The following is a 25,084-nucleotide window of genomic DNA, read 5'->3' on the forward strand; positions in this document are numbered from 1 at the left end:
TAGGGGCAAGGCCCCCAGGCCCCTCCCCCCGAACGCAGGGGGACGGGTTGCACCCTCCCCCGCTGAACATGTGGGGCCTGGCTGAAGGGGCGGGAGCCTCCGCTCGCCAGGTGTCCTGATCCAGCGCAGGTCCAACACCAGCCACTCCCTTGCGAGGCCCTCACCGATGAGCAAACTCAGCGGGCAAGATGCGATGTTCCTGAACGTCGATCGTCCCCACGCCGCATCGCACTGCACCATGATCTACATCTACGACCAGTCCACCGTGGAAGGACAGCGTCTCGGCTTTCGCGAGATCGTCCGCCACATCTCCGATCGCCTCGATGTTTCACCGGTGTTCCGCCGCAAGATCGTCCAGGTGCCCTATGGGCTGGGCTATCCCTACTGGGTGGAGGACGACCTCTTCGACATCGACTTCCACGTCCGCCACTTCGCCCTGCCCAAGCCTGGCGACTGGCGGCAGTTCTGCATCCTGGTGTCGCGCATCCACGCCCGCTCGGTGGATCTCGCCCGCGCGCCCTGGGAGATGTACGTCATCGAGGGCCTGGACAATATCGAGGGCATCCCCAAGGGCAGCTTCGCCATCCTCACCAAGTCCCACCACGCCGCCATGGACGGCACCGCCGCGGCGGAGCTGACCTGGGCCCTGCACGACATCGCCGGCGCCCAGGGCAAACCGGTGGCGGTGGTGCCCGAGCGGTCGCCAGCCCCGCCGCAACGGCCGCTCTGGGGGCCGCTGGACACCATCAGCCGCATGCTTACCGACAATATCTCCGCGTCGGCGCGCATGGCGCTGCCCCTGGCGCGGGTGTTGCCCAAGCTGGCGGTGGCCGGCCTGCGCTCGGTGGCCCGTACGGTACTGACCGCCAACAGCGGTGCGCCACGTACGCGCTTCAACAGCAACGTGACCGCGGCGCGGGTGTGGAACTCGGTCACCCTCGACCTCGCCGTGGTCAAGGCGATCAAGAACCTGGTGCCGGGCGCTACCGTCAACGACGCCGTGCTGGCCCTGATTGGCGGGGCGATGCGCCGCTACCTGGAGGACAAGGACGAACTGCCGGACAAGTCCCTGGTGACCCTGGCGCCGGTGAACACTCGCCAGGGCGGGGAAACCGCCGCCGCCGGCAACACGGTGTCGATGCTGACCTTCCCCCTGTGCACCGAGATCGCGGACCCGCTGCAACGCCTGGAAGCGGTCTATGCCGCCACCTCCGAGTCGAAGGCCCTGCAGAGCGCCATCGGCGCCCAGGACCTGACCAACCTGCAGAAGTTCGCGCCACCCGCCACCCTGGGTCTCGCCGGGCGCCTGGCGACCCTGATGGGTGTGGGCGGCAAGGGGCCGATGATCCTGCACAACTGCATGGTGACCAATGTGCCCGGCCCCAACGTGCCGCTCTACATGCTTGGCGCCAAGCTGGTGTACTGGTGCGGCGTGGGCCCGCTGGTGGATGGCCTGTCGCTGATCTGGAACCCCACCAGCTATTGCGGAAAGATGTTCGTCTCGCTGACCAGCTCGCCCAACGTGGTGCCCGACCCGGACTTCCTCGCCCAGTGCCTGAAGGACTCCTACGAGGAAATGCAGGCCATCGCAGTCGAAGCCGCCGCCCGCGAGGCCGCGGAAAAGCCCGCGACGAAGAAGCGCGCCGCCGGCCGTAAATGATGGGTTTCGCTTCGCTCTACCCATCCTACGAGGGTGACAACCGTAGGATGGGTAGAGCCCGCGAAACCCATCGGCCGTTCGCGAGCAGAGCTCGCTCCTACGGGTTCACCTGCGTAGGGTGGATGACGCTCTTCTCATCCACCGGCGATGCCCGGCCAAACCTTTAGAGCGCAGCGAAACCCATCGACAATGCGGCAGAACCGCTGACCGTAGGGTGCGCCGCGCGCACCGGGGCCCTTGTGCCAGGATTGCGGTGCGCACGGCGCACCCTACCCGAGGTGAGCGGCACATTTTCGTGAGCAAACAAAAGGCCGATCCGGAACCCGGATCGGCCTTTTTTACGTCTGCTGCCCTTACTCGAAAATCACCTTGCGGCCGTTCTCGGCCCAATCCTCGAGCTTGTCGTGGAAGCGCTCCTCGATGAGGTTGCGGCGGATCTTCAGGGTCGGCGTGAGCAGGCCGTTGGCGATGCTCCAGGGCTCCGCGACCACCACCAGGCAGCCCAGTTGCTCATGGGACTCGAACTGGGCGTTGAGCTCCGCGAGGAACACTTCCAGCTCAGTGGCCACGGCGTCCCGCCCCTCGGCCGTGCCGAGCATGGCGCGGGTATCCGGGAACAGGTTGACCAGCGCCAGTGGCTGCGCCAGGCCGACACCGGTGACGCAGGAGGCCTCCACGCGGGGGTGGTTGCCCAGCTTGGCCTCGATGGGCACGGGTGCCACGTACTTGCCCTTGGCGGTCTTGAACAGCTCCTTGACCCGCCCGGTGATGCGCAGGCGGCCCTGCTCGTCCAGCTCGCCACGGTCGCCGGTACGGAACAGCCCGTCGGCGGTGTAGCTCTCGGCGGTCAGCTCGGGCTGCTTGTAGTAGCCGAGCATCTGCGCCGGGCTCTTCACCAGGATTTCGTTGTCTTCGCCTATGCGACTTTCCACGCCCGGGATGGCGGCGCCGACATAACCCACCCGCACCTGTCCCGGCAGGCTGAAGTGGGACGTGCCGAAGTTCTCCGACATGCCATAGCCTTCCAGCAGCTCCAGGCCCAGCTGGCGATACCACTCCATCACCTTGACCGGCAGCGGCGCCGAGCCGGACAGGCCGGTATGCACCTGGTCGAGGCCCAGGGCGGAGAGGATCTGCGCCTTCATCAGCTCGCCTTCCACCGGGTCGGCGAAGGCGGCTTGCTGGGCGGCCGGCGGGATGCGCTCGTTGATGCTCTGGTAGAACTTGCCCCACAGGCGCGGCATGGACAGGAAGATGGTCGGCCGCGCGCGGCGCAGGTCCTCGCTGAAGGTTTCCAGGCCCAGGTTGAAGAACACCCGGCAGCCGCTGTACAGCGACACCGCTTCCACCACCGCCCGTTCGGCGGTGTGGGCGAGCGGCAGGTAGGACAACAGGCGGTCGCTGGAGCAGGTGCCCTGGCCGCCGGCGTACATGCAGCCGGTCACCGCCGGTGCGTTGAACATGGCGCCGAAGCTGTGCATCACCCCCTTGGGGTTACCGGTGCTGCCGGAGGTGTAGATGATGGTGGCCAGGTCGCCCGGTGCCGGGCGGGTCACATCCTGCAGCGGGGCGACCGCGGCGACGATGCGCTCCCAGGACTCGCCCTTGCCGCAAGCGGACATGGGCAGGTCCACCAGCGGCAGGTCGCCGGGGATCGCGGCGCTGACGGCGTTCCAGCCGGCGGCGTCGCCATCCAGGCGGCCGACGAACAGCAGGCGCACTTCGGCATGCTCCAGCACGTAGCGTACGGTGTCGGCGTTGGCGGTGGAGTACAGCGGCACGCTGATGTGCCCGGCCAACCAGATCGCCAGGTCGGCGATGATCCAGTGGGCGGTGTTCTTGCCGAAGATGCCGATGGAGGACTTCGGCGGCAGGTCGAGGGCCTGCAGGTAGGCCGCCATGCGCCGGGCCTGGTCGCCCACTTCGCGCCAGCGGTAGTCGACCAAGCTGCCATCGGCCAGGGGTTGGGTCAGGTAGATCGAGTCAGGCGTGCTCTCCTCCCAATGGAGGAAGCGGTGCAACAGCGTAGGGTGCTCGTTGTTCTTGTTCATAGCCGGTCCTGCGTCTGGAGGGGCGGTGTTCCACCCTTTGCATTGTTCTCGTTCGGCGCTGCTAGCGCCCATGGTTCATTCGCGCTGATAGAGAGTGGCCAGCACCGTACCATCCGTGCCCACCTGGTGCTGCAGGGCAATGCGTGCATCGGTGACCTGGCGCGGGCCGGCGCTGCCGCGCAAGTGGCTGACCAGTTCGATGCATTGTGCCAGGCCGCTCACCGTCGGCGCTTGCCCAAGGGACAGCAAGCCGCCGGACGGGTTGACCACCAGGTTGCCGCCGTAGGTGTTGTCGCCATCCTCCACCAGCTTCTCGGCACTGCCTTCGCCGCACAAGCCCAGGGCTTCATAGAGCAGCAGTTCGGCCAGGGTGCTGCTGTCGTGCAGCTCACACACGCCCACATCCTGCGGCCCCCAGCCCGCCTGCTCGTAGAGGTCGCGGGCGGCCGCGACGTTGTTCTCGTAGCCGACGGCGGCGAAGGTCGAGCCCGGCACGAGATTCACCTGGGCGGGGGTCACCTGCGCCTGGGCGATGATTCGCACCTTGGGCCCGCTGGCCCGGCGCCGGGCGAACTCGTCGGAGCAGAGCACGACCGCGGCCACCCCGCAGGACGGCCAGGCGAACTGCGGATGGGTCAGGGGTTCGGCGATCAGCGGGGCCTCCAACACCTGGTCGAGGGACAACGCCTGGTTGAGGACCGCCTCGGGATTGAACTGGGCATGCTGGCGCGCCTTGACCGCGACCATGGCGAAGGTTTCCCGTCGGGTCCGGTAGCGCGCCATGTATTCCCGTGCCGTGGCCCCGAGCTGCCCAAGGACGCCGTTCGCGCCCGGCAGCGACGCCGGCGCATCTTGTACGCCCAGTACCAGCGCACACTCGGCCTGCCCCAGTTCGATGGCCCGGCAGGCCTGGAACATCAGTGCGCGACTGTCCGCCGCGCTCGTCGGTAGGCGCAACAGCGGTACCGGTCCGAGCCCGATGGGCTCGAGAGCACGCTGCAGGGTCCCACCGTCCATCAGGCCCGTAGCGGCGAAGACAGTTCCGATCTCTCCGGCGGACAATCCGGCGTCCGCCAGTGCCCGCCGTACCGTCTCGCCGACCAGGGCGGTCGGCTCGCGGCGCAGCGAGGCCGGGCTGAAGGGGGACATGCCGACGCCAATCACATTGACGCAACGTTGCATCGTGCTCTCCTGGAATAGAAAGCTGCCGCTCCCGGGGCTCGGGAGCGGCAGGTGGCCAAGGGGTCAGGCCGGCACTTGCTCGAAGATCTCCACCGAGCCGCCCTTGAGCACCACCACGTCACGCTCGACGGCGCGGGTCTCGAAGATCACGCGGGTCGGCGATTCACGCCACATGCGGGTCTCCAGGGTGTCGCCTGGCATCACGATGGCGGCGAAGCGCACGCGGATGCTCTTGAACAGGCGCGAATCGTTGTTGCAGAACGCCTTGATCACATGGCGCCCGGCATAGCCGAAGGTGCACAGGCCATGCAGGAACGGCTTGTCGTAGCCAGCCTTGGCGGCGTAGTCCGGGTCCACGTGCATCGGGTTCCAGTCACCGCACAGGCGATACAGCAGCGCCTGGTTCACATCGGTCTGCTCGGCGATCACCGCATCGGGTTCACGTTCCGGCAGCGGAGTGGCCGGTACGCTCGCCACACGCTTCAGGCCAGCGCCCGGGGTGCCGGTGTAGAAGCTGGTGAACTCGTTGTAGTAGAGCGGCGTGCCCTGCTCGTCGGTGGTGTGGATTTCCAGCACGCTCACGGAGCTCTTGCCCTTGTCCAGTGCTTCCTTGAGACGCATGGTGTGTTTCAGCTTGGCCTTGGGCGGCAGCGGGCGGTACATCTCGGTGTACTGCTCGCCGTGCAGGCCCTTGGCGAACGGCAGCTCCAGGCCTTCCAGGGTCGGCTTGCCGGCGAGGATCGCCTTGAGGAACACCTGGGTCGCCGGCAGCACCGCCATGGTCGGCAGCACGCGGAACTCCTCGCCCTTGAACTCGTTGATGTAGAGCAGCTCGGTGCGATCCAGCGGGTCCTTGGCGGCGCCCACGGCCAGGGCGTAGAGCGCGGCGTCGGTCTGGGTGTACTCGGTTTCCAGGGTCGCCACGGCGTTGGCCGCGACTTCCATGTCCACGTACTGGTTGCCGCCAATGGCACGGGATTCCATGCGCTCGAACAGTTCCTTGAAGCCTTCACCGCCATTGGCGTGGTGCACGCTGTGCTCGTCGAAGCGGGTGATGCGCTCCCAGTTCTCGCGCACCAGTTCCGGGCTCAGGGAGTCGGTGTGCAGGAAGCGGCCATGGGAACGCTCCCAGCGGTACTTGGCGTGGAAGCCGCCGCCGACCTCGAACAGGCCGCCGGTGTCCTGGCATTCCTCGCTGCACAGCCAGCCTACCAGCGGTGCGACGTCCTCCACCTTCAGCTTGGCGTGCAGCTCTTCCGGGAAGATGCCGCTGGCGATCACCATGCGCGAGGCGGCGATCGGGGCGATGGTGTTGACGCGGATGTTCTTGCTCGCGCCCTCGATGGCCAGGGCGTTGGTGAAGCCGATCAGGCCGGACTTGGCGGTGGCGTAGTTGCACTGGCCGAAGTTGCCGAAGATGCCGGCGCCGGAGGCGGTCATCACGATACGGCCGTAGCCCTTGTCGCGCATGATCGGCCAGACGGCGTGGGTCAGGCGGAAGGCGCCCTTCACGTGGACGTCCTGGATCAGGTCCCACTGCTCCTCGGTCATCTTGTGGAAGGAGGTGTCACGCAGGACGCCGGCGTTGTTGATCAGGATGTCGACGGTGCCGAAGTTCTCCAGCGCGGTGGCGACGATCTTCTCGCCCTCGGTCACCGAGTGGTAGTCGGCCACCGCCTCGCCGCCCAGGGCGCGGATCTCGGCGACCACGGCGTCGGCCGCGGCGGAAGAACTGCCCAGGCCTTCGGTGGTGACCCCCAGGTCGTTGACCACCACCTTGGCACCACGGGAACCCAGCAGCAGGGCATGGGCGCGGCCCAGGCCGTTGCCGGCGCCGGTGACGATGGCGACTTTGCCGTCGAAGCGAATTTCTTGAGACACGTTGGTGCTCCTCTCCTGAAGAGATGGTTGTTATCGCGGCGCGCTGTGGCCGCAGCTGTTTTGCAGGTCGCCCTCACAGGGTGCGGGCGATGATTTCCTTCATGATTTCGTTGGTGCCGCCCCAGATGCGGTTGCCCCGGGTATCCAGGTACAGGCGGGCGATGGGGTATTCGGTCATGTAGCCGTTGCCGCCATGCAGCTGCAGGCAGGCGTCCACCACCCGGCTGCTCAGCTCGGCGGTCCAGTACTTGGCCACGGCGGCGGTTTCCGAGGTCAGCTCGCCACGCAGCAGCAGCTCCAGGCAGCTGTCGATCCAGGAACGGCCGATCTGCACTTCGGTCTTGAGCTGCGCCAGGGTGAAGCGGGAGTTCTGGAAATCCAGCACCGGCTGGCCGAAGACCATGCGGGTGCGGGTGTATTCGATGGTCTGTTCCAGGGCCGCCTCGGCCTGGGCCTGGAAGCCCACGGCGCCGATGATGCGTTCCCAGGCCAGGTCGTGCATGAGCTGGTAGAAGCCCCTGCCCTCCTCCCCACCCAGCACGTTCTCCACCGGCACGCGGCAGTCGTCGAAGAACAGCATGCTGGTGTCCTGGGCGTGCAGGCCGATCTTCTCCAGGGGCTGCGAGCGGCCGAAGCCGGCGCGTTCCTTCTCGACGATGACGATGGAGATGTCCTTGGCGCCGCCGCTGCTGCCGGTCTTGCACACCACCAGGGCCAGGTCGCAGGACGCGCCGTTGGAGATGAAGGTCTTGGAGCCGTTGAGGACGTACTCGTCACCCTCGCGCACGGCGCGGGTGCGCACCGCCTGGAGGTCGGAGCCGGTGTTGGGCTCGGTCATGGCGATGGAGCCCACCGCTTCGCCCGCGATCATCTTCGGCAGCCAGGCGTGCTTCTGCGCCTCGGTGCCGTAGTTGAGGATGTAGTTGGCCACCAGGCCGTGCACGCCGAAGCCGATCAGGCCGGTGGCGCCGACGCGCATGAATTCCTCGGCGAACACCACGTCGAACAGCTGGTCGGCACCCGGACCGCCGTATTCCTCCGGCATGGAGGGCAGCAACATGCCCATCTCGCCGGCCTTGCGCCAGACCTCGCGGGGGACGCACTTGTCCTTCTCCCACTGGGCGTGGAACGGCGCCACTTCTTCTTCCACGAAGCGGCGGGCGGCGCGGCGGAACTCTTCGTGCTCGGGGCTGAACAGGGTACGGGGGATCAGGTATTCCATTGCGATTTCCTCAAGGGCCCGGCTCAGAGCGTGCGCCCGACCAGATCTTTCATGATGTCGTTGGCGCCGCCGGCGATGCGCAGCACGCGGTGATCGAGGTAGTGGCGGGCAACCGGGTACTCGAGCATGTAGCCGTTGCCACCATGGAGCTGGACGCACTCGTCCACCACCTTGGTGTAGAGGTCGGAACACCAGAGCTTGGCGGAGGCCGCCGCCTCGGGCGTGAGGCTGTGCGCCAGGCATTGCTCCATGCAGCGGTCGACATAGTTCTGGGAAACCGCCAGCTGCATCTTCAGGTCGGCCAATTTGAAGCGGGTGTTCTGGAAGGCGAAGATCGGCTTGCCGAACACCGTGCGGCCCTTGGTGTAGTCCAGGGTACTTTCCAGTACCGCCTGGGCGCCGGCGACGCTGCTGATGGCGATGGACAGGCGCTCCCAGGCCAATTCCCTCATCAGCTGGATGAAGCCCTGGCCCGGCACGCCGCCCAGGACGTTCTCCTTTGGTACGCGCACGTCCTCGAAGAACAGCATGGTGGTGTCCTGGGCGTGCAGGCCGACCTTGCGCAACGGTTTGGATTTGCTGAAGCCGGCGCGGTCGGCCTCCACCAGGATCAGCGAGATGTCCTGGGCGCCCTTGCCGGTGTTGCCGGTCTTGGCGACCACCACGACCAGATCGCAGTTGGTGCCGTTGGAGATGAAGGTCTTGGCGCCGTTGATGACGTACTCGTCACCGTCCAGCACCGCGCGGGTCTTGACCGCCTGCAGGTCGGAGCCGGTATCCGGCTCGGTCATGGCCACCGCGCCGATGGCTTCCCCTGCCGCCATCTTCGGCAGCCAGGTCTGTTTCTGCTCTTCGTTGCCGAAGTTCACCAGGTAGCCGGCGACTATGTCGTGGACGCCGAAGCCGATCAGCCCGGAGGCGAGCCCGGCCCGGTAGATCTCTTCGGTGGCGACCATGCTGAAGCGGCGATCCAACCCCAAGCCGCCATAGGCTTCCGGAGTGGTGGCGTTGAGCATGCCCAGCTCACCGGCGCGCTGCCAGATGGCACGGGGTACCCGATGATCCTCTTCCCACTGTTCCAGCTGGGGAGCGCACTCCTCGGCCAGGAAGCGTCGCACGGTACTGCGAAACTCCTCGTGCTCATGATCGAAAAGGGTACGCGGAATCATTCGGGGTTCTCCTCGGGTCAATCCTTCCACCGTCGTTGCGGCGGTTCTGGCTCGATCATAGGAGGAGCTATCAGGGGGGCAGCCCCCTCAGGGAGGGGGGGATGGGAAATGCCATCGGCCACTGCGCCAGACCCCTCGCCGGGGGTGGTGGCGCGGGTGGGCGGCGCCCCTAGACTGGGCTTGCGAAATGCCAGCGGACGGAGCGCAAGGCGCGTCCACGCAACGCGCCTGGCCTTCGTTTCGCTGGTGATTTCGCCTTCGGAGAACCCGCTCTACGCGCAGGCTGCGGCACGGCGCGGTTGTAGGATGGGTTGAGCCTGCGATACCCATGCTGATGGTTGGAGCCGATGGGTTTCGCTTCGCTCTAGCGGAACGCCGCCCGCACCATCCTACGGGGCGGCTGCGGCACGGCGCAGTTGTAGGATGGGTTGAGCCTGCGATACCCATGCTGTTGGTTGGCGCCGATGGGTTTCGCTGCGCTCTAGCGGAATGCCGCCCGCACCATCCTACGGGACGGCTGCGCCGTCCTTCGCGAATGAATTCGCTCCTACAGGTGCGCACCGCTGGTGGATGAAAAGAGCGTCTTCCACCCTACGGCGGGGGCGTGTCACTCGATCAGGCCGTGCTTGCGCGCCCAGGACACCGCGTCGTAGCGGCTGGACACGCCGAGCTTGACGTAGATGTTCTTCAGGTTCCATTTCACCGTTTCCAGGGAAATGTTCAGGGTCAGGGCCACGCGCTTGTTGGACATCGCCTGGCTGATCAGCTGGAGGATGGCCAGCTCGCGCGGGGTGAGCATGGAGGGCGCGCCCTCGGCAGAAGACTGCCCGGCGCGCTCGGTGGGGCCGGAGCCGAAGCGTTCGAGCAGCTGGGCCAGGTAGGCGCCCTCCTCCTCGGGTACGGGTTTGCCGGCCAGGGCCGCCAGCATCCTGCGCAGCACCTCGCCTTCATCGAGGAAGGTGCGGACCAGCCCCAGCTGCCTGCCCTGGGCCAGGGCCGCCAGCAGGTGCGCGTCCGCCCGTTCCGGTTGCAGCAGGTCGGCCTGGGCGATGGCCATCAGCAGCTGGCTTTTGACCAGCAACTGACCGCGTCGATAGCCCGTGGCGTAGTCGCGCAGGACCTCCAGGTCGTTGAGTGCCTTGTCCGGGTAGTTGGTGGCCAGCAGCAGGCGCGCCCGAGCCAGCGCGGCCATGGCCGGAATGTCCGCCTGGAAACCAAGGGAATCCCGGTGCTTGAGCGCCAGGGTTTCCAGCCGGCCAACGCGCTCGGCGGCCCCGGCGCGATCGCTCTCCAGCAGCGCGATGCGCGCCTGCTCCACCAGGCAATGCGCCAGCGCGCGGTCCTGGCCGATATTGCGGAAGTGCCGCTCCTGGCGCTCCAGGAAGCCCATGGCGACGGCGGTGGAATCCTGCAGCAGGTCGAGCCGCGCCCGGCAGATGGTCGCCCGCAGCATGGTGTCGGGCATGGCCCATTGCAGCAGGCCGCTGCGATTGGCCAGCACCTCCCGCGCCTCGTCGGAGCGGTCCAGCTCGCGATAGACGTCGGCCAGGGTGGCCGCGCCGAGGTAGGCGCTGGCGGAGCGGTGCCCATGTACCGCCACGGCGCGGGCCAGTTGCGCCGAGCCGATGCGTTCCGCTTCCAGCATCCGCCCCTCCTGCAGGTAACAGAGCGTACGCGCCCCTTCTGCCACCAGGGCCATTTCCGCATCCCGTTCGGCGTCGGGAATGACACTGGCGTCGAGGCACTGCAACGCCTCTTCCATACGGCCGGCCGCCAGATAGGCGATGGCCAGCAACGCCGGCGCGCCGAGCCGCGTTACCGAGTAGTCATCCGGCAGCGCCTGGAAGTCTTTCAGCAGGTCGATGATCGGCTCGGTGCGGTCGTGCTGGACCTCGATGGCCGCCTGCACCAGCGGCAGGCGATAGGCCACATCGGCCTGTTGCGCCGCGCCGCTGCGCTGGAACTGCTCCAGCCAGGCCTCGGCCTTGGCCGGCCGGGCGGTCAGTGCGTAGGCAAGGCAACCGAGGAAGAACAGGCGTGGCCTGGAGAACAGGATGTCCTGGGGCAGGCGGTCGAGCAGGCGCAGGAGCGGGCTCAACTGGTCCAGGCTCCAGGTCGCCGGAGCGGCCTGTTCGATCACCTCCACGGCATAGCCCAGGTCACCCGCAAGGGTCGCATGCCGCACGGCTTCGGCCAGCAGCTTGCGCTCGGCGAACCAGCGCGCGGCGCGGCGGTGCAGTTCGTTCTGGGCCGCGTTGTCACGGCGGGCGAGCCGCGTGGCGAGGAAGTCGGCGAACAGCGCGTGGAAGCGGTACCAGGGTTGGCGGTCGTCGGCCTCCACGCGGAAGATCAGCAGATTCTCCTCGTCCAGCCGTTTCAGCATGGCCTGGGCCGGCGCACACCCCGTGACGGCCTCCGCCAGGGAGGCGTTGAAGCGCCGGCAGATGCTGATGTCCTCCATGAACGCCACCAGGTCCGGTGGCAGATGCGCCATGACGTTCTCGGCCAGGTAGCTCTGCAGGTCGTCGGAGCGCCAGCCCATTTCCCGCAAGGTGCTGCGGGCCTCGGGATCGCTGCGCAACAGAATCACCACCAGTTGCAGGGTGGCCGGCCAGCCGCTGGTGAGCTGGTGGATCTGGTGCAACTCCTCGGGGCTGAGCTTCATGGCCGCCAGGTTGTGTTCGAGGAAGGCGCGGGTTTCCGCCAGGTCGAAGGGCAATTCCGCGCAATCGAGTTCCACCAGCTGGCCGCTCAGGCGCAATCGGCTGAAGCTCAGCGGCGGCCCCACGCGGGAGGAAATCACGTAGTGCAGGTTGTCCGGACTGTGGTCCAGCAGCTTCTGCATCAGCTGGTGGGAACGCGGGTCGACCACATGCTGGTAGTCGTCGATGACCAGGAACAGTTCCTTGTTGATGCCGGCGGCACCGTCGACGATGGCCGCCACCACCTCATCGATGAACTCGGGGCGCGCCCCTTCCGGCGGAATGCCGCTGTCCAGGGGGATGCCCAGGCGCTGCAGCGCGCCGCGCATATAGGCGAAGAAAATCGCCAGGTGCTTGTCGTCGGCGCTCAGCGACAGCCAGGCGACATCCGCGCCGGAACGCATCATCTCCTGGCGCCACTGGGCCAGCAGCGTGGTCTTGCCGAAGCCGGGACTGCCGGTGACCAGGCCCACGCGGCATTGCGCCATGCGCTGCAGCTCCTCCAGCAGGCGCTGGCGCAGGATGGTCTGGGTGCCAATGCGCGGTGGAGCGAATTTCGTCGATACGAGCAATTTGTCGGTATGCATGTCCAGACCGGTCTCCGATTCACAGGTCGCCTGTCCAACGCAGCGAGCCAGCGCTGCACGGGCGGAATCAGTGTGGCTGAGCTCCCCCGGCGATCGGCGGATTTTCCCCCAAAAATAGCCGAAGGTCAGTACAGGTCGGTGCCAGGCGGGCTGGCTTCCGATCGCGAGCATGCATGGTGGAGGGTAAACGGGGGGGCTTCCCCCCTCCAACCGAGGGGGAAGCCTATGCCAGGGCGGGCCTCAGAGGGTCCGCGCCACCAGCTCGCGCATGATGTCGTTGGCGCCGCCGTAGATGCGGTTGACCCGGCTGTCGAGGTAATGACGGGCCACCGGGTACTCCAGCATGTAGCCGTTGCCGCCATGCAACTGCACGCACTGGTCCACCACCTTCGAGTACAGCTCGGTGCACCAGAGCTTGGCCGCGGCGGCCGCTTCCGGGGTCAGTCCGTGCTCCAGCAACAGCTCCATGCAGCGGTCGACATAGGTCTGCCCCAGGGCGATCTCGGTCTTCATGTCCGCCAGTTTGAAGCGCGAGTTCTGGAACTCGATGATCGGTTTGCCGAACGCCTTGCGCTCACGGGTGTAGTCGATGGTCTGCTCCAGCACCGCCTGGCTCGCGGCGACGGCAAGGATGCCGATGCTCAGGCGTTCCCAGGCCAGCTCCTTCATGAGCTGGTAGAAGCCCTGGCCGGCCTCGCCGCCAAGGATGTTGGCCTTGGGCACGCGCACGTCCTCGAAGAACACCATGGTGGTGTCCTGGGCATGCAGGCCGACCTTGCGCAGCGGTTTGGACTTGCTCACGCCAGCCCGGTCGGCTTCCACCAGGATCAGGGAAATGTCCCGGGAGCCCTTGCCGCTGTTCCCGGTCTTGGCCACCACCACGATTATGTCGCTGTTGGTGCCGTTGGAGATGAAGGTCTTGGCGCCATTGATGACGTACTCGTCACCCTCCAGCACCGCGCGGGTCTTCACCGCCTGCAGGTCGGAGCCGGTATCGGGCTCGGTCATGGCCACGGCGGCGATGGCCTCGCCACTGGCCATTTTCGGCAGCCACTGGAGCTTCTGCTCCTCGGTGCCGAAGTTGATGAAGTAGCCGGCGCAGATATCGTGCACGTTGAAGCCGTTCAGACCGGAGAGCCCGGCACGGGCCACCTCCTCTACCGCGATCACCGAGAAACGCCGGTCCAGGCCCAGGCCGCCGTAGGCCTCGGGGGTGGTGGCATTGAGCATGCCCAGCTCGCCGGCGCGCTGCCAGATTTCACGGGGTACGAGGTGGTCTTCTTCCCACTGCTCGTGGAACGGCGTGCACTCCTCGGCCAGGAAACGGCGGACGGTGTTGCGGAATTCTTCGTGTTCGTGGTCGAACAGCGTGCGCGGAATCATGCGGATACCCCTGGATGCGGTTGGCGATTGCTGGCGTCCTCGACTCGGGCGCCCTTGACGCCACCTTAGGTCGCCGGCGCCCTCCGCTGCCCCCTCGAAGCGGGTAGGCGGCGACCACTCCCACTCCAATGGGGTGGGGAACGGCCTCACGCATTTCGTTCTACTGGCATGGCCCATTTCCCCTGGTAGCACAAGAGAACGAAATGACCGATTCGCTGCTGAACGAACGCGAACTGAGCTTCCAGCTCTACGAGCTGCAGGACACCGAGGCCCTGCTCCAGCGTCCGCGCTACGCCGAACACGATCGCGCCGTGTTCGACGCCACCCTGGAGACCGCGCGCGGAATCGCCGCCGAGTACTTCGCCCCGCACAACCAGAAGGGCGACGCCAATGAGCCGACCTTCGATGGCCGGACGATCAGCCTGATCCCGGAAACCAAGGTCGCCTGGGATGCCTTCGCCGAAGCCGGCTTCCTCGCCGCCCACCACGACGCCGCCGACGGCGGCCTGCAGCTGCCGGAAGTCATCCTGCGGGCCAGCATGGCCTACTTCAACGCGGCCAACATCGCCACGGTGGCCTACTCCTTCCTGACCATCGGCGCGGCCAACCTGGTGAAGAGCTTCGCCGGCGAAGAGCTCCGCCAGCGCTTCCTGCCGCCGATGCTGGACGGCCGCTTCAGCGGCACCATGGCCCTGACCGAGCCCGGCCAGGGTTCCGCCCTCGGCGACCTGCGCACCAGCGCCCGCCCCGCCGGCGACGGCAGCTACCGCATCAGCGGGCAGAAGATGTTCATTTCCGGCGGCGACCACGAGCTGACCGAGAACATCGTGCACATGGTGCTGGCCCGCCTCGACGGCGCGCCGGCCGGCACCCGTGGCATCTCGCTGTTCCTGGTGCCGAAGTTCCTGGTCAACCCGGACGGCAGCCTCGGCGCGCGCAACGACGTGGCCCTGGCCGGCCTGTTGCACAAGCACGGCTACCGCAACACCACCTCCACCGTGCTCAGCTTCGGTGAACACGAAGGGGCGGTCGGCTACCTGGTGGGCGAGGCCGGCAAGGGCCTGTCCTACATGTTCCAGATGATGAACGAGGCGCGCATCGGCGTGGCCCTGGGCGCCTCCTCCCTGGCCTACCAGAGCTTCATCCACGCCCTCGACTACGCCCGCGAACGCCCCCAGGGCCGCCTGCCCGGCGCCAAGGACCCGCTGGCGCCCCAGGTACGGATCATCGAGCACGCCGACGTGCGGCGCATGCTCTTGCAGCAGAAGGCCTACGCCGAAGGCAGCCTGGCGCTGTGCCTGTACGCCAGCAGCCTGTTCGAGGACGCCCACACCGCGCCGGAGGAAACGGCGCGGCGCGAGGCCGGCGAGCTGCTCGACCTGCTGATCCCCATGGTCAAGTCCTACCCCTCGAAGTACTGCGTCATCGCTTCCGATATCGGAATCCAGGTCCTCGGCGGCTCCGGCTACATCCGTGAGTACCCCCTGGAGCAGTACTACCGCGACAACCGCCTCAACCCCATTCACGAAGGCACGGAGGGCATCCACGGCCTCGATCTGCTGGGCCGCAAGCTGCAACAGAACGGTGGCGCGGGCTACCGCCTGTTCCTGCAACAAGTGCGCGGGGCCTTGCGGGAAGCCGCTCGCGATGATCATTGCGCCGCCCTGGGCTACGTTCTGGCGGGGGCCCTGGACCGGCTGCAGGAGGTTACCGAGAACCTGCTGGGCCAGGTCGCCGCCGACCCCAACCTCGGCCTTTCCAACGCCACCGTCTACCTCGACCTGTTCGGCCGCGTACTGGTGGGCTGGCTGTGGCTGCGCATGGCCCTGGTGGCCAGCCGCGCCCTGGCCGCCGGCGCCACCGGCAGCGAGGCCGACTTCTACCAGGGCAAGTTGCAGGCGGCGCGGTACTTCATCGACTGGGAACTCGCCTCGGTCGATGCCCAGGCGCGCCTGCTGGGGGCCGGCAACCGCACCAGCTTCGACATGCGGGACTCGTGGTTCTGAGCCCCCTACTTTCAGCCTTTCCCAATGGAGTCAGCATGAATTCCCTGGTCACTTTTGAGATGGATGGCGACCTGGCCCTGATCGGCCTCGCCCGTCCCCCGGTCAACGCCCTCGGGCAACCCCTGCGCGCCGCCATCCTGGAAGCCGCCGAGCGTGCCGCCGCCGACCCGGCGGTCAAGGCCATCGTCCTGCATGGCAGCAGCGGCCTGTTCAGCGCCGGTGCCGACATCAGCGAGTTCGGCAGCGAGGCCTCCTTCGCCGCCCCCGACCTCCCCGGCCTGCTGTTGCGCCTGACGCGCCTGGACAAGCCCCTGGTGGCCGCGATCGGCAAACTGGCACTGGGCGGCGGCCTGGAACTGGCCCTGGCCTGCGGCTACCGCATCGGCGAGCCCGGCACCCGCGTCGGCCTGCCGGAAATCAACCTCGGCCTGCTCCCCGGCGCCGGTGGCACCCAGCGCCTGCCACGCCTGATCGGCGCCCAGGCGGCCCTCGACATGATGCTCTCCGGTGCCCCGGTCAACGCGCAGAAAGCCCTGGACATCGGCATTCTCGATCGTCTGGCGCCGAGTGCCGAATCGCTGCTGGACGAAGCCCGCGCCTACGCCCGCGAACTGGTCGCCGGCCAGGCCCAGGCACGCCCGGCGGTGCCCTTCCCCGAGCCCGCCAAGGGGCTGCCCGAGGACTTCCTCGCGCGCTTCCGGCAGGACAACGAACCGCGCTGGAAGAGCCGTCTGGCACCACGCCTGCTGCTCTCGGCGGTGGAAGCCGCCTGCCTGCTGCCCCTGGAAGAAGGCCTGGCACGGGAGGTGGCGCTGTTCAAGGAGGCTGAAGCCTCGCGCCAGTCCGCTGCCCTGCGCCACGTATTCTTCGCCGAGCGCGAAGCCGGCAAGGTGCCGGGTATCGACGCCAGCACCCAATTGCGGACCATCGCCAAGGTCGCGGTGATCGGCGCGGGCACCATGGGCGGCGGCATCGCCATGAACTTCGCCAATGCCGGCATTCCGGTGACCCTGCTGGAACGCCAGGGCGATGCCCTGGACCGTGGCCTCGCGCAGATCCGCCACAACTACGGCATCAGCGTGAAGCGCGGCAAGCTCAGCGAGGCCCAGTTGGAACAGCGCATGGCCCTGCTCACCGGCACCCTCGACTACGCGGATCTCGCCGACGTCGACCTGGTGATCGAAGCGGTCTTCGAGAAAATGGAGATCAAGCAGGCCGTGTTCCGCGAGCTGGACCGCGCGTGCAAACCGGGCGCCATCCTCGCCAGCAACACCTCCTCCCTTGATGTCGACCAGATCGCCGCCGTGACCTCCCGCCCGCAGGATGTGATCGGCCTGCACTTCTTCAGCCCGGCCAACGTCATGCGCCTGCTGGAAGTGGTACGCGGCAAGGCCACCGCCCCCGACGTGCTGGCCACCACCCTGAAGATGGGCCGGACCATCGGCAAGATGCCGGTGGTGTCCGGGGTCTGCTTCGGCTTCATCGGCAACCGCATGCTCGAACCCTACGCCCGCGAGGCCCACCGCCTGGTGCTGGAAGGCGCCACCCCGGCCCAGGTGGACGGCGTGCTCACCGGCCTGGACCTGAACATGGGCGTGTTCAGCATGCTGGATCTGGCCGGCGTGGACGTGAACTTCCTGGTACGTGACGCCAACCGCGCCGCCATCGCCCACGACGAAAGCTACTGCCGCCTGGGCGACGAGCTCTACGCCCTGGGCCGCTTCGGCCAGAAGACCGGTCGCGGCTTCTATGCCTACGAGGGCCGTAATCGCCAGGACGACTACGAGGTGGTGGCCCTGGCCGAACGCCTGGCCGGCGAACTGCACGTACCCCGCCGCCCCATCGGCGACCAGGAAATCCATGACCGCTGCCTGTTCATGCTGATCAACGAAGGCATCCAGCTGCTTGATGAGGGCATCGCCCTGCGCGCCGGCGACATCGACCTGGTGTGGCTCAACGGCTATGGCTTCCCGAGCCACCTGGGCGGCCCGATGCATTACGCCGAAACCCTGGGCCTCGACAAGGTGCTGGCCGGTATCCGCCATTACCAGAAGGCCCTCGGCGACTACGGCCAGATGTGGTTCACCCCGGCGCCCCTGCTGGAGCGCCTGGTGGCCGCCGGCAAGACCCGCATAGAACCGTTCTGACCCCGCGTTTACAAGGAATCCGAGCATGAAAGAAGCCGTTATCCTCTCCACCGCCCGCACGCCCATCGCCAAGGCGTTTCGCGGTGCCTTCAACGCCACCACCGCGCCCACCATGGCCGCCTTCGCCATCCGCGCCGCCGTGGAGCGCGCTGGCATCGAGGCCAGCGAGATCGAGGACCTGGTCATGGGCACCGGCATGCCCGCCGGCACCGCTGGCTGGAACCTCGGCCGCATGAGCGTGCTGGCCGCCGGCCTGCCGATCTCGGTCAGCGGCCAGACCCTCGACCGCCAGTGCGCCTCCGGCCTGATGGCCATCGCCACCGCCGCCAAGCAGATCACCGTCGACGGCATGGCCGTGACCATCGGCGCCGGCCAGGAGCACATCAGCCTGGTGCAGAACCGCCATATGGAATGGGTCGGCGGCTACCACGACGAACAGGTCCTGCACCACGTGCCCCATGCCTACATGCCGATGCTGCAGACCGCCGAGCTGGTGGCCGAGCGCTACGGCATCAGCCGCGAGGCCCAGGACGCCTACGCCCTGCAATCCCAGCAGCGCATCGCGGCGGCCCAGCGCGCAGGGCTGTTCGAGTGCGAGATCGTGCCGGTGTCGGTGAGCAAGCAACTGGTCGACAAGGCCAGTGGCGCCATCAGTTTCGAACAGGTCACCCTGACCCAGGACGAAGGCAACCGCCCGCAGACCCGCCTGGAAGACCTCAGCGCCCTCAAACCGGTGATCGAAGGTGGCTGCGTCACCGCCGGCAACGCCAGCCAGCTGTCCGACGGCGCCAGTGCCTGCGTGCTGATGGACGGCCGCCTGGCCGAGCAGCGCAACCTGGAACCCCTGGGCGCCTACCGTGGCATGGCCGTGGCGGGCCTCGCGCCGGAAGAAATGGGCATCGGCCCGGTGCTGGCCGTGCCGAAGCTGCTCAAGCAGCACGGCCTGAAGGTCGACGATATCGGCCTGTGGGAACTGAACGAAGCCTTCGCCTGCCAGGCGATCTACTGCCGCGACCAGCTGGGTATCGACAACGAGCGCTACAACGTCAACGGCGGCGCCATCGCCATCGGCCACCCCTACGGCATGAGCGGCGCGCGTATGGTTGGCCACGCCCTGCTGGAGGGCAAGCGCCGTGGCGTGAAGTACGTGGTGGTGACCATGTGCGTGGGCGGCGGCATGGGCGCAGCCGGCCTGTTCGAGGTGTTCTGATGAGCGTATTCGCCCCCTTCTCCCTCGCCGGCCGCATCGTGTTGGTGACCGGCGCCTCCAGTGGTATCGGCGCGCACCTGGCGCGGGTCGCGGCTAAGGCCGGCGCCCGCGTTGTCCTCGCCGCGCGCCGCGTCGAGCGCCTGCAGCAACTGGCCGAGGAACTGCGCCGTTCCGGCACCGAAGCCCTGCCGGTGGCCATGGACGTCACCGACCGCGCCAGCGTGGCCGCCGCCTTCGATGCCGCCGAGGCGGCCTTCGGCACGGTGGACGTGGTGCTCAACAATGCCGGCATCGGCAGCGGCCAGCGCGTGCTGGAAGTCAGCGAAGAGGACTGGCGCGCCATGCTCGCCACCAACCTCGACGGCGTCTGGCGCGTGGCCCAGGTCGCCGCCCAGCGCCTCGCCCATGCCGAGCGGCCGGGGAGCATCGTCAACATCGCCTCCATGCTCGGCCTGCGGGTGGGCACCGGCTACAGCCACTACTGCGCGGCCAAGGCCGGCGTGGTCCAGCTGACCAAGTCCCTGGCCCTGGAACTGGCCCGCTACCACATCCGCGTCAACGCCATCGCCCCCGGCTACTTCAAGACCGAGATGAACGACGCCTACTTCGACAGCGCAAAGGGCCAGGCCTACATCCGCGAAGCGGTGCCCATGCGCCGCCTCGGCCGGCTGGAGGAGCTGAACGGCCCCTTCCTGCTGCTGGCCAGCGAAGCCGGCGCCTACATGTCCGGCGCGGTGCTGGCGGTGGATGGCGGGCAGTTGGTGGGTAGCCTGTAGCTACCGTAGGGTGGATGGCGCTTTTTCCATCCACCAACGGCGCCATACCGGGCCTCGATTGGTGGACCGGTGAAGCGTGGTCCACCCTACGAACTGCAATCGGTGCGCATGGCGCACCCTACGATCCAACGCCACGGCGCGATCGATGGGTGTGGCACACCCTACGTAGGGTGCGCCGTGCGCACCGGCGTTTGCGCGCGATCCCGCAATCACGCACCGATCAGGCGCCGCCCTCCTCCTTCAACGACGCCATGTCGATCACGAAGCGGTATTTCACGTCGTTCTTCTCCATGCGCTCGAATGCGGTGTTGATGTCCTGGATGCGGATCATCTCGCAGTCCGGCAGCACCTGGTGTTCGGCGCAGAAGTCCAGCAGTTCCTGGGTCTGGGCCAGGCCGCCGATCAGCGAGCCGGCGATGGAGCGGTTATTGATGGCCAGCAGCGCACCGTGGATCGGCTCCAGCGGCTCCAGCGCGCCCACCAGCACCAGCTTGCCGTGGCGGCCCAGCAGCATCAGGTAGGGATTGACGTTGTGCTTGCGCGGAATGGTGTCGAGGATCAGCTCGAACGAGCTCGCCGCATCCTTCATCGCCTGCGGGTCGGTGGACAGCAGCACATGGTGCGCGCCGAGCGCCCTGGCGTCGTCGGCCTTGCCCGGCGAGGTGGTGATGACGGTGACCTCGGCGCCCAGGGCGCCCCCCAGCTTGACCGCCATGTGACCCAACCCGCCGAGGCCGACCACGGCCAGGCGGGTACCGGCCTTCACGCCATGTTCGCGCAGCGGCGTCCACACGGTGATGCCGGCGCACAGCAGCGGCCCGGCGAAGCGCGGGTCCAACGCCTCGGGCATGCGCAGCACGAACTGCTCGCGCACCACGATGTGCTGGGCGTAGCCGCCGTAGTTCACCGTGCCGCTGATGCGATCCAGGCCGTTGTAGGTGGGCGTCATGCCGTGGCTGCAATGAGGCTCCTGGTGCGCTTCGCAGGCGTCGCAGTGCTGGCAGCTGTCGACCATGCAGCCGACCGCGACCCGGTCGCCCACCCGGTGGCGGGTCACGGCCGGGCCGACAGCGGTGACCTGGCCGACGATTTCGTGGCCGGGCACACAGGGGAAGCGGGTGCTGTTCCAGTCGTTGTGGACGTAGTGCATGTCCGAGTGACAGACGCCGCAGTAGGCGATGTCGATGGCGACGTCATCGTCGCGCAGGGCGCGGCGCTCGAAGCTCAGCGGTTCCAGTGCCGCGTGGGCTTCCTGGGCCCCGTAGCCGATACAGATAGTCATGGCGGATTCCTCCAAGGGTGATGAAGCGCCCCGCCGCAGCGGGGCGCGGCGTTTCAGAGTGAAGGGCGCAGCCAGGGCGCCGGCGTGGTTTCCGGGGAGGCGATCTGGTTGGAGATCCACTTGCCCATGCGCCGCAGCGGCTCGATGGCGTCCTGGGGCGCGGCGAACTTCATCGCCGCCGCATAGCCGAGGGAAACGATGCGCTGGGCGCCATAGAGCGGCAGCACATCCTTGAGCTGGTCCTTGATGCTTTCCGGGTACACGCCCACGGTCTGGGTGTAGGCATCCACGGCGTCGAGCATCTCGCTGAGCTCGTCCACCGGCACCAGGTTGGCGGTGCGGTCGTCCAGGAGGGTGGCGAAGGGCACCGGCTCGGGAATCTGCGAGCAGATGATGGCGCCCTCCCCGTCCTGGCCGCCGATCACCCGGTACCACTCGTCATCCAGGCGCAGCGCGTCGACGTGGGCCTTGAGGTTACGGTCGTAGGACCGGGGCGCGGTGCTGAGGCTGTTGGGCAGGCCGAGCATGGCGTCGTAGACGTAGCGGCCGAAGGCGTTCAGGCGCTCCAGGCCCTCCTCGTCGGTGCCGGACTGCACATAGACGGTGCGGGCGCAGACGCAGCCTTTCTGGTTGATGGCGCCAATGTCGGAGGCCAGGCGCACCGCCGCATCGCGCATGCTCGCCTCGTTGGCGAAGGCGTCCTTGCCGATGATGCTGGCGCTGCGTTTCGGGTCCAGGGAAATCAGTTCCAGGCCCGGCTGGATGTAGCGGGTCACGTGCTTGATCGAGGCGAAGCCGCCCCAGGCGACGATCTTCTCCAGGTTCTGCGGCTGGTACAGGCGCTGCTCCAGCGCCTGGTCGCCACCCTTCCAGTAGGCCACCGTCAGATGCCGGGTGAGCGGGTGGTCCGGCGCCATGTCGATCATGGTGCGGGCAATGGCCAGGGCGGTGAAGGGATCGTTGGAGGGCGCCTTGATGATGGCGTCGCTGCGCAGAACCATGTTGCGCACGATGGTCCACAGCGACAGGGCCACGGCGTTGCCGGCGACGATATGCAAGGTGCGCGCGCCGAAGCAGCGCACTTCCAGCTCGGTGCCGTCGAGCAGGGTCTGCGGCACCCAGCCTTCCAGGTACTTCACGCCCACGGTGCTCTCCACCATCTCGGTGATGAGCTCGCGGGACAGCAGGTGCTGCAGGCCCATGTAGGAGGCCCGAACGATGGTCGGGGTGGTGGGCGCCGTCCGGTAGGACAGCTCGCAGGCTTCCTGCAGATAGGCGTTCTTGCTGAACTCCAGGCGTTCGCCGAGGGCGACGCAGTAATCGAGTATGTCCTCGAAGCTCAGTGCGTAGAGGTCGGCCAGCTTCGCCGGGTTACCCAGGGGCAGGCGGTCGATGTACTGGTGCGCGTCCGGGGTGAGGAAGGCCAGGTCGCCGCCACGGCCACCCACTTCGATCAGGTTGTCGGTGATGACTTCGCCGCGGATCACCAAGGGCGCGATGGGATGGGTCATGGCTTCAGCCCTCCAGGGTGTTGAGGAAGTCCATCGCCTCGCGATGGGATTGTTCGGTCGCGGCGCAGGTGATCTTGTCGTCGCCGCCGTTCTTCTCGCTGTAGCGCTGGATCGCGCCCACCACATAGTGGCTGGGATTGCCGCAGGTGCAGGGTTGCTCCCACTCGACGGTGATCTCGTCGCCGGTGATGAACCCGCCCCAGTGGAATTCGGCGCCCAGGTCGTAGAACGCCGCGCGGCCGGTCTGTCGGCCCTGGCGGGGCAGCGGCCGGCTGGTTTCCGGGTCGAGCACGAAGGGAATCACGGTGTGGGCGAAGTGGTAGTTGCCTTCGGCGCAACGCATGTGCGAACCGCTGACCACCTCCGACATGGCGTAGGACTCGTGCAGTTCCTGCACGCCGGTAAAGCGCATGACCTCCTCGCGCCAGCCTTCCGGTTGCACCACCCCCTTGGCGCCGCCTGTTGTGGAGATGAAGGAGTCCGGGTGGAACACACCTTCCAGACCCAGTTCCAGACCGGCCTTGGCCATGTTGTGCAGGAGGTTCCAGGTGCCGCTGGCGTACACACGCTTGCCCTTGAGGCGGTTGGCGATCTCGTCGAAGAACGCTGCCAGGTGCTGCGGCATGTCCGCCTGCTGCCGGTCGAAGGCCTTCTTCTTGGCCAGCAGTTCGGGCGCGATCACCAGGCGATCCAGGGTGCCCTTGGCCTGGGCCGCGCGCAGCTTGGCGCCCAGGTGCAGCACGTCGCTGGACAGGGTGGTCGGATAGGCCGCGTGGAAATGCGACGGGTCCGGCAGCAGGGTCCGGGCCAGCGCCGCGGTACCCCGCAGGTGGCTCAGGTAGCCCTTGGCGTAGTACGGGTAGGCGGTGTGCATTTGCGGGTCCGGGGTGTCCGGCCCGGTCATGTTCCAGGCATGGAGCCTGCGCACCTGGGCGGCCTTCTCGAATTCGCGCACGCCGCAGGGCAGGAACGACAACGTGCCGGAGGTGCCCGAGGTGTGGCAGAGGCAGAGCTCGGGGATTTCCCGGTCCATGGTCTCGAACCAGTCGTCCAGGCCCTTGCAGGCGCTGACGTCGACGGCCGCGATCTGTTCTGCCAGCTCTGGCGTCACCAGCTTGCCGAGCCACTTGTTGATGGCGGCGAAGTTGTTCTTCTCCAGCAGCGACGGCGGATAGGACTTGAACATGGTGTGCTCGAACAGCAGCGGCACCACATCGTCCAGTCGCTCGACGCACTCCACGCCCTCGGCATCGGCCAGTTTCTTCAGTACCGGAATGCGCTCACGCATCTCGGCGAAGCGACGTTTCAGGCCCGCCAGCTGGAGTTCATCGACCTCGGCGCGCGGCATCTGTACCCAGCACTGCAGCGAGTGGTCGGCCAGCCCGACCGGATCGGTCAACAGCAGTTCGACCTGTTCTTCTCTTGTTCTTGTCACGGGACGCTCTCCTCGGATTCACCCAATCGCACCTGGCCTTCTCGCTGGGGAAGGCCTACATGGCAGGGCCAGTTTAGGGGGCGAAAGGACGAAATCATTTCCGGATTCCGCGACCATCAGACCAACTCTAAACCACTGATATAAAAACCCTTTTATCCAGATAGCGGAGCATCTGAAACGGCTATTCCGCATCCGTGGTGGTCAGCAGCGCGTGGAGCATCCGCGCCAGCAGGCGAACCGTGTCGTCCTGCACGAGGTACTCGGGTTTTTCGATCAGCAACGCACGAGGCAAGGCGGTCACCGCCTGGTAGGCGAGGAAGCCGGCCTTCTCCCGATCACGCACCAGGACCTCGTCGGAAAAGCGCTCCACCAGGGCGGGAATCACCACGCTGATCCAGAAGCGCTCCGGCTTGACGATCTCCAGGCGCACCAGCTCACCGTAGTAGGCCGTCTTGATGCTGAGCTGCGAGTCGATCTGCATCCAGCGATGCAGGGCGCCGAGCCCGGTGCGCAACACCACCTCGATGCCGTCGTACAGCCGAGCCGAGGGCGGCAGCGCGTGGATGCCGGCAATCGCCTCGAGGCGGGCAGCGGCGCGGTAGTCGTCGAAAATGGCGCCGATCAGCGATTCGATGGTGGGGAAGTATTCGTAGATCGAGCTGATCGCCACCCCCGAGTAGTCGGACAGGCGATAGATGGACAGCGCCTCCCGCCCTTCCCGCTCGACAATCTCGCGCCCGGCCGCCTTGAGGGCGTCGACCAGCGCGACCGAGCGCGCCTGCTTCGGCAGCTTGCGCGGCCGGGCCGGCACCTCCACACGCAGGGCGTCGTCACTGGCGAGCGTGCCTCGGGGGGAAATGCCAGCCCTGCGCGTCATGGG

16 protein-coding genes are annotated in these 25,084 nt (G+C 67.2%); 5 read left to right on the plus strand and 11 right to left on the minus strand.

Annotated elements, in window-relative coordinates; translation table 11 throughout:
* The first annotated feature begins 166 nt into the window (after positions 1–166).
* Positions 167–1,660 carry a wax ester/triacylglycerol synthase family O-acyltransferase gene (locus tag PCA10_RS14710; RefSeq protein ID WP_016492849.1) on the plus strand — a complete coding sequence of 498 codons (1,494 nt, stop codon included), beginning with the start codon at positions 167–169 and terminating at the stop codon, positions 1,658–1,660.
* Between the two features lie 353 nt (positions 1,661–2,013).
* On the opposite strand, the gene PCA10_RS14715 is transcribed toward PCA10_RS14710, so the two are convergent.
* The 7 genes from PCA10_RS14715 to PCA10_RS14745 all read right to left on the minus strand — a co-directional run bounded on the left by PCA10_RS14715 (position 2,014) and on the right by PCA10_RS14745 (position 13,837).
* Complete coding sequence (locus PCA10_RS14715) at positions 2,014–3,711, minus strand: AMP-binding protein (RefSeq protein WP_016492850.1); 1,698 nt, start codon at positions 3,709–3,711, stop codon at positions 2,014–2,016.
* A 75-nt stretch (positions 3,712–3,786) separates the two neighbouring features.
* Positions 3,787–4,893 (minus strand): thiolase C-terminal domain-containing protein, encoded by a 1,107-nt coding sequence (locus PCA10_RS14720; protein WP_016492851.1) that lies wholly within the window; start codon positions 4,891–4,893, stop codon positions 3,787–3,789.
* A gap of 63 nt (positions 4,894–4,956) precedes the next feature.
* Positions 4,957–6,774, minus strand: coding sequence for an SDR family oxidoreductase (locus tag PCA10_RS14725; protein WP_016492852.1), 1,818 nt, complete (start codon positions 6,772–6,774; stop codon positions 4,957–4,959).
* 73 nt (positions 6,775–6,847) lie between these two features.
* On the minus strand, positions 6,848–7,987 hold the full coding sequence (locus PCA10_RS14730; RefSeq protein ID WP_041770763.1) for an acyl-CoA dehydrogenase family protein: 1,140 nt from the start codon (positions 7,985–7,987) through the stop codon (positions 6,848–6,850).
* A 32-nt stretch (positions 7,988–8,019) separates the two neighbouring features.
* Positions 8,020–9,165, minus strand: coding sequence for an acyl-CoA dehydrogenase family protein (locus tag PCA10_RS14735; RefSeq protein WP_016492854.1), 1,146 nt, complete (start codon positions 9,163–9,165; stop codon positions 8,020–8,022).
* Positions 9,166–9,772: 607 nt separating this feature from the next.
* Entirely contained in the window at positions 9,773–12,454 is a 2,682-nt protein-coding gene (locus tag PCA10_RS14740) for a LuxR C-terminal-related transcriptional regulator (protein WP_016492855.1), read from the minus strand.
* 240 nt (positions 12,455–12,694) lie between these two features.
* Positions 12,695–13,837 carry an acyl-CoA dehydrogenase family protein gene (locus tag PCA10_RS14745; protein ID WP_016492856.1) on the minus strand — a complete coding sequence of 381 codons (1,143 nt, stop codon included), beginning with the start codon at positions 13,835–13,837 and terminating at the stop codon, positions 12,695–12,697.
* A gap of 203 nt (positions 13,838–14,040) precedes the next feature.
* Between PCA10_RS14745 and PCA10_RS14750 the strand changes: the two genes are divergently transcribed.
* The 4 genes from PCA10_RS14750 to PCA10_RS14765 are packed head-to-tail and all read left to right on the plus strand — an operon-like array spanning position 14,041 to position 19,976.
* Entirely contained in the window at positions 14,041–15,843 is a 1,803-nt protein-coding gene (locus PCA10_RS14750) for an acyl-CoA dehydrogenase (RefSeq protein WP_016492857.1), read from the plus strand.
* 35 nt (positions 15,844–15,878) lie between these two features.
* Complete coding sequence (locus PCA10_RS14755) at positions 15,879–17,990, plus strand: 3-hydroxyacyl-CoA dehydrogenase NAD-binding domain-containing protein (protein ID WP_016492858.1); 2,112 nt, start codon at positions 15,879–15,881, stop codon at positions 17,988–17,990.
* Between the two features lie 25 nt (positions 17,991–18,015).
* Positions 18,016–19,200 (plus strand): acetyl-CoA C-acyltransferase, encoded by a 1,185-nt coding sequence (locus PCA10_RS14760; protein WP_016492859.1) that lies wholly within the window; start codon positions 18,016–18,018, stop codon positions 19,198–19,200.
* Positions 19,200–19,976 (plus strand): SDR family NAD(P)-dependent oxidoreductase, encoded by a 777-nt coding sequence (locus PCA10_RS14765; RefSeq protein ID WP_016492860.1) that lies wholly within the window; start codon positions 19,200–19,202, stop codon positions 19,974–19,976. The genes PCA10_RS14760 and PCA10_RS14765 overlap by 1 nt, the downstream gene beginning before the upstream one ends.
* 220 nt (positions 19,977–20,196) lie before the next feature.
* On the opposite strand, the gene PCA10_RS14770 is transcribed toward PCA10_RS14765, so the two are convergent.
* The 4 genes from PCA10_RS14770 to PCA10_RS14785 all read right to left on the minus strand — a co-directional run bounded on the left by PCA10_RS14770 (position 20,197) and on the right by PCA10_RS14785 (position 25,081).
* Positions 20,197–21,258 (minus strand): NAD(P)-dependent alcohol dehydrogenase, encoded by a 1,062-nt coding sequence (locus PCA10_RS14770; protein ID WP_016492861.1) that lies wholly within the window; start codon positions 21,256–21,258, stop codon positions 20,197–20,199.
* 53 nt (positions 21,259–21,311) lie between these two features.
* Entirely contained in the window at positions 21,312–22,769 is a 1,458-nt protein-coding gene (locus PCA10_RS14775; RefSeq protein WP_016492862.1) for an acyl-CoA reductase, read from the minus strand.
* Positions 22,770–22,773: 4 nt separating this feature from the next.
* On the minus strand, positions 22,774–24,204 hold the full coding sequence (locus PCA10_RS14780) for a phenylacetate--CoA ligase family protein (protein WP_016492863.1): 1,431 nt from the start codon (positions 24,202–24,204) through the stop codon (positions 22,774–22,776).
* Positions 24,205–24,385: 181 nt separating this feature from the next.
* Positions 24,386–25,081 carry a TetR/AcrR family transcriptional regulator gene (locus PCA10_RS14785; RefSeq protein WP_016492864.1) on the minus strand — a complete coding sequence of 232 codons (696 nt, stop codon included), beginning with the start codon at positions 25,079–25,081 and terminating at the stop codon, positions 24,386–24,388.
* Between the last annotated feature and the right edge of the window lie 3 nt (positions 25,082–25,084).

It is taken from the genome of Pseudomonas resinovorans NBRC 106553, from assembly GCF_000412695.1.
GTDB classification, from domain to species: Bacteria; Pseudomonadota; Gammaproteobacteria; order Pseudomonadales; family Pseudomonadaceae; genus Metapseudomonas; species Metapseudomonas resinovorans_A.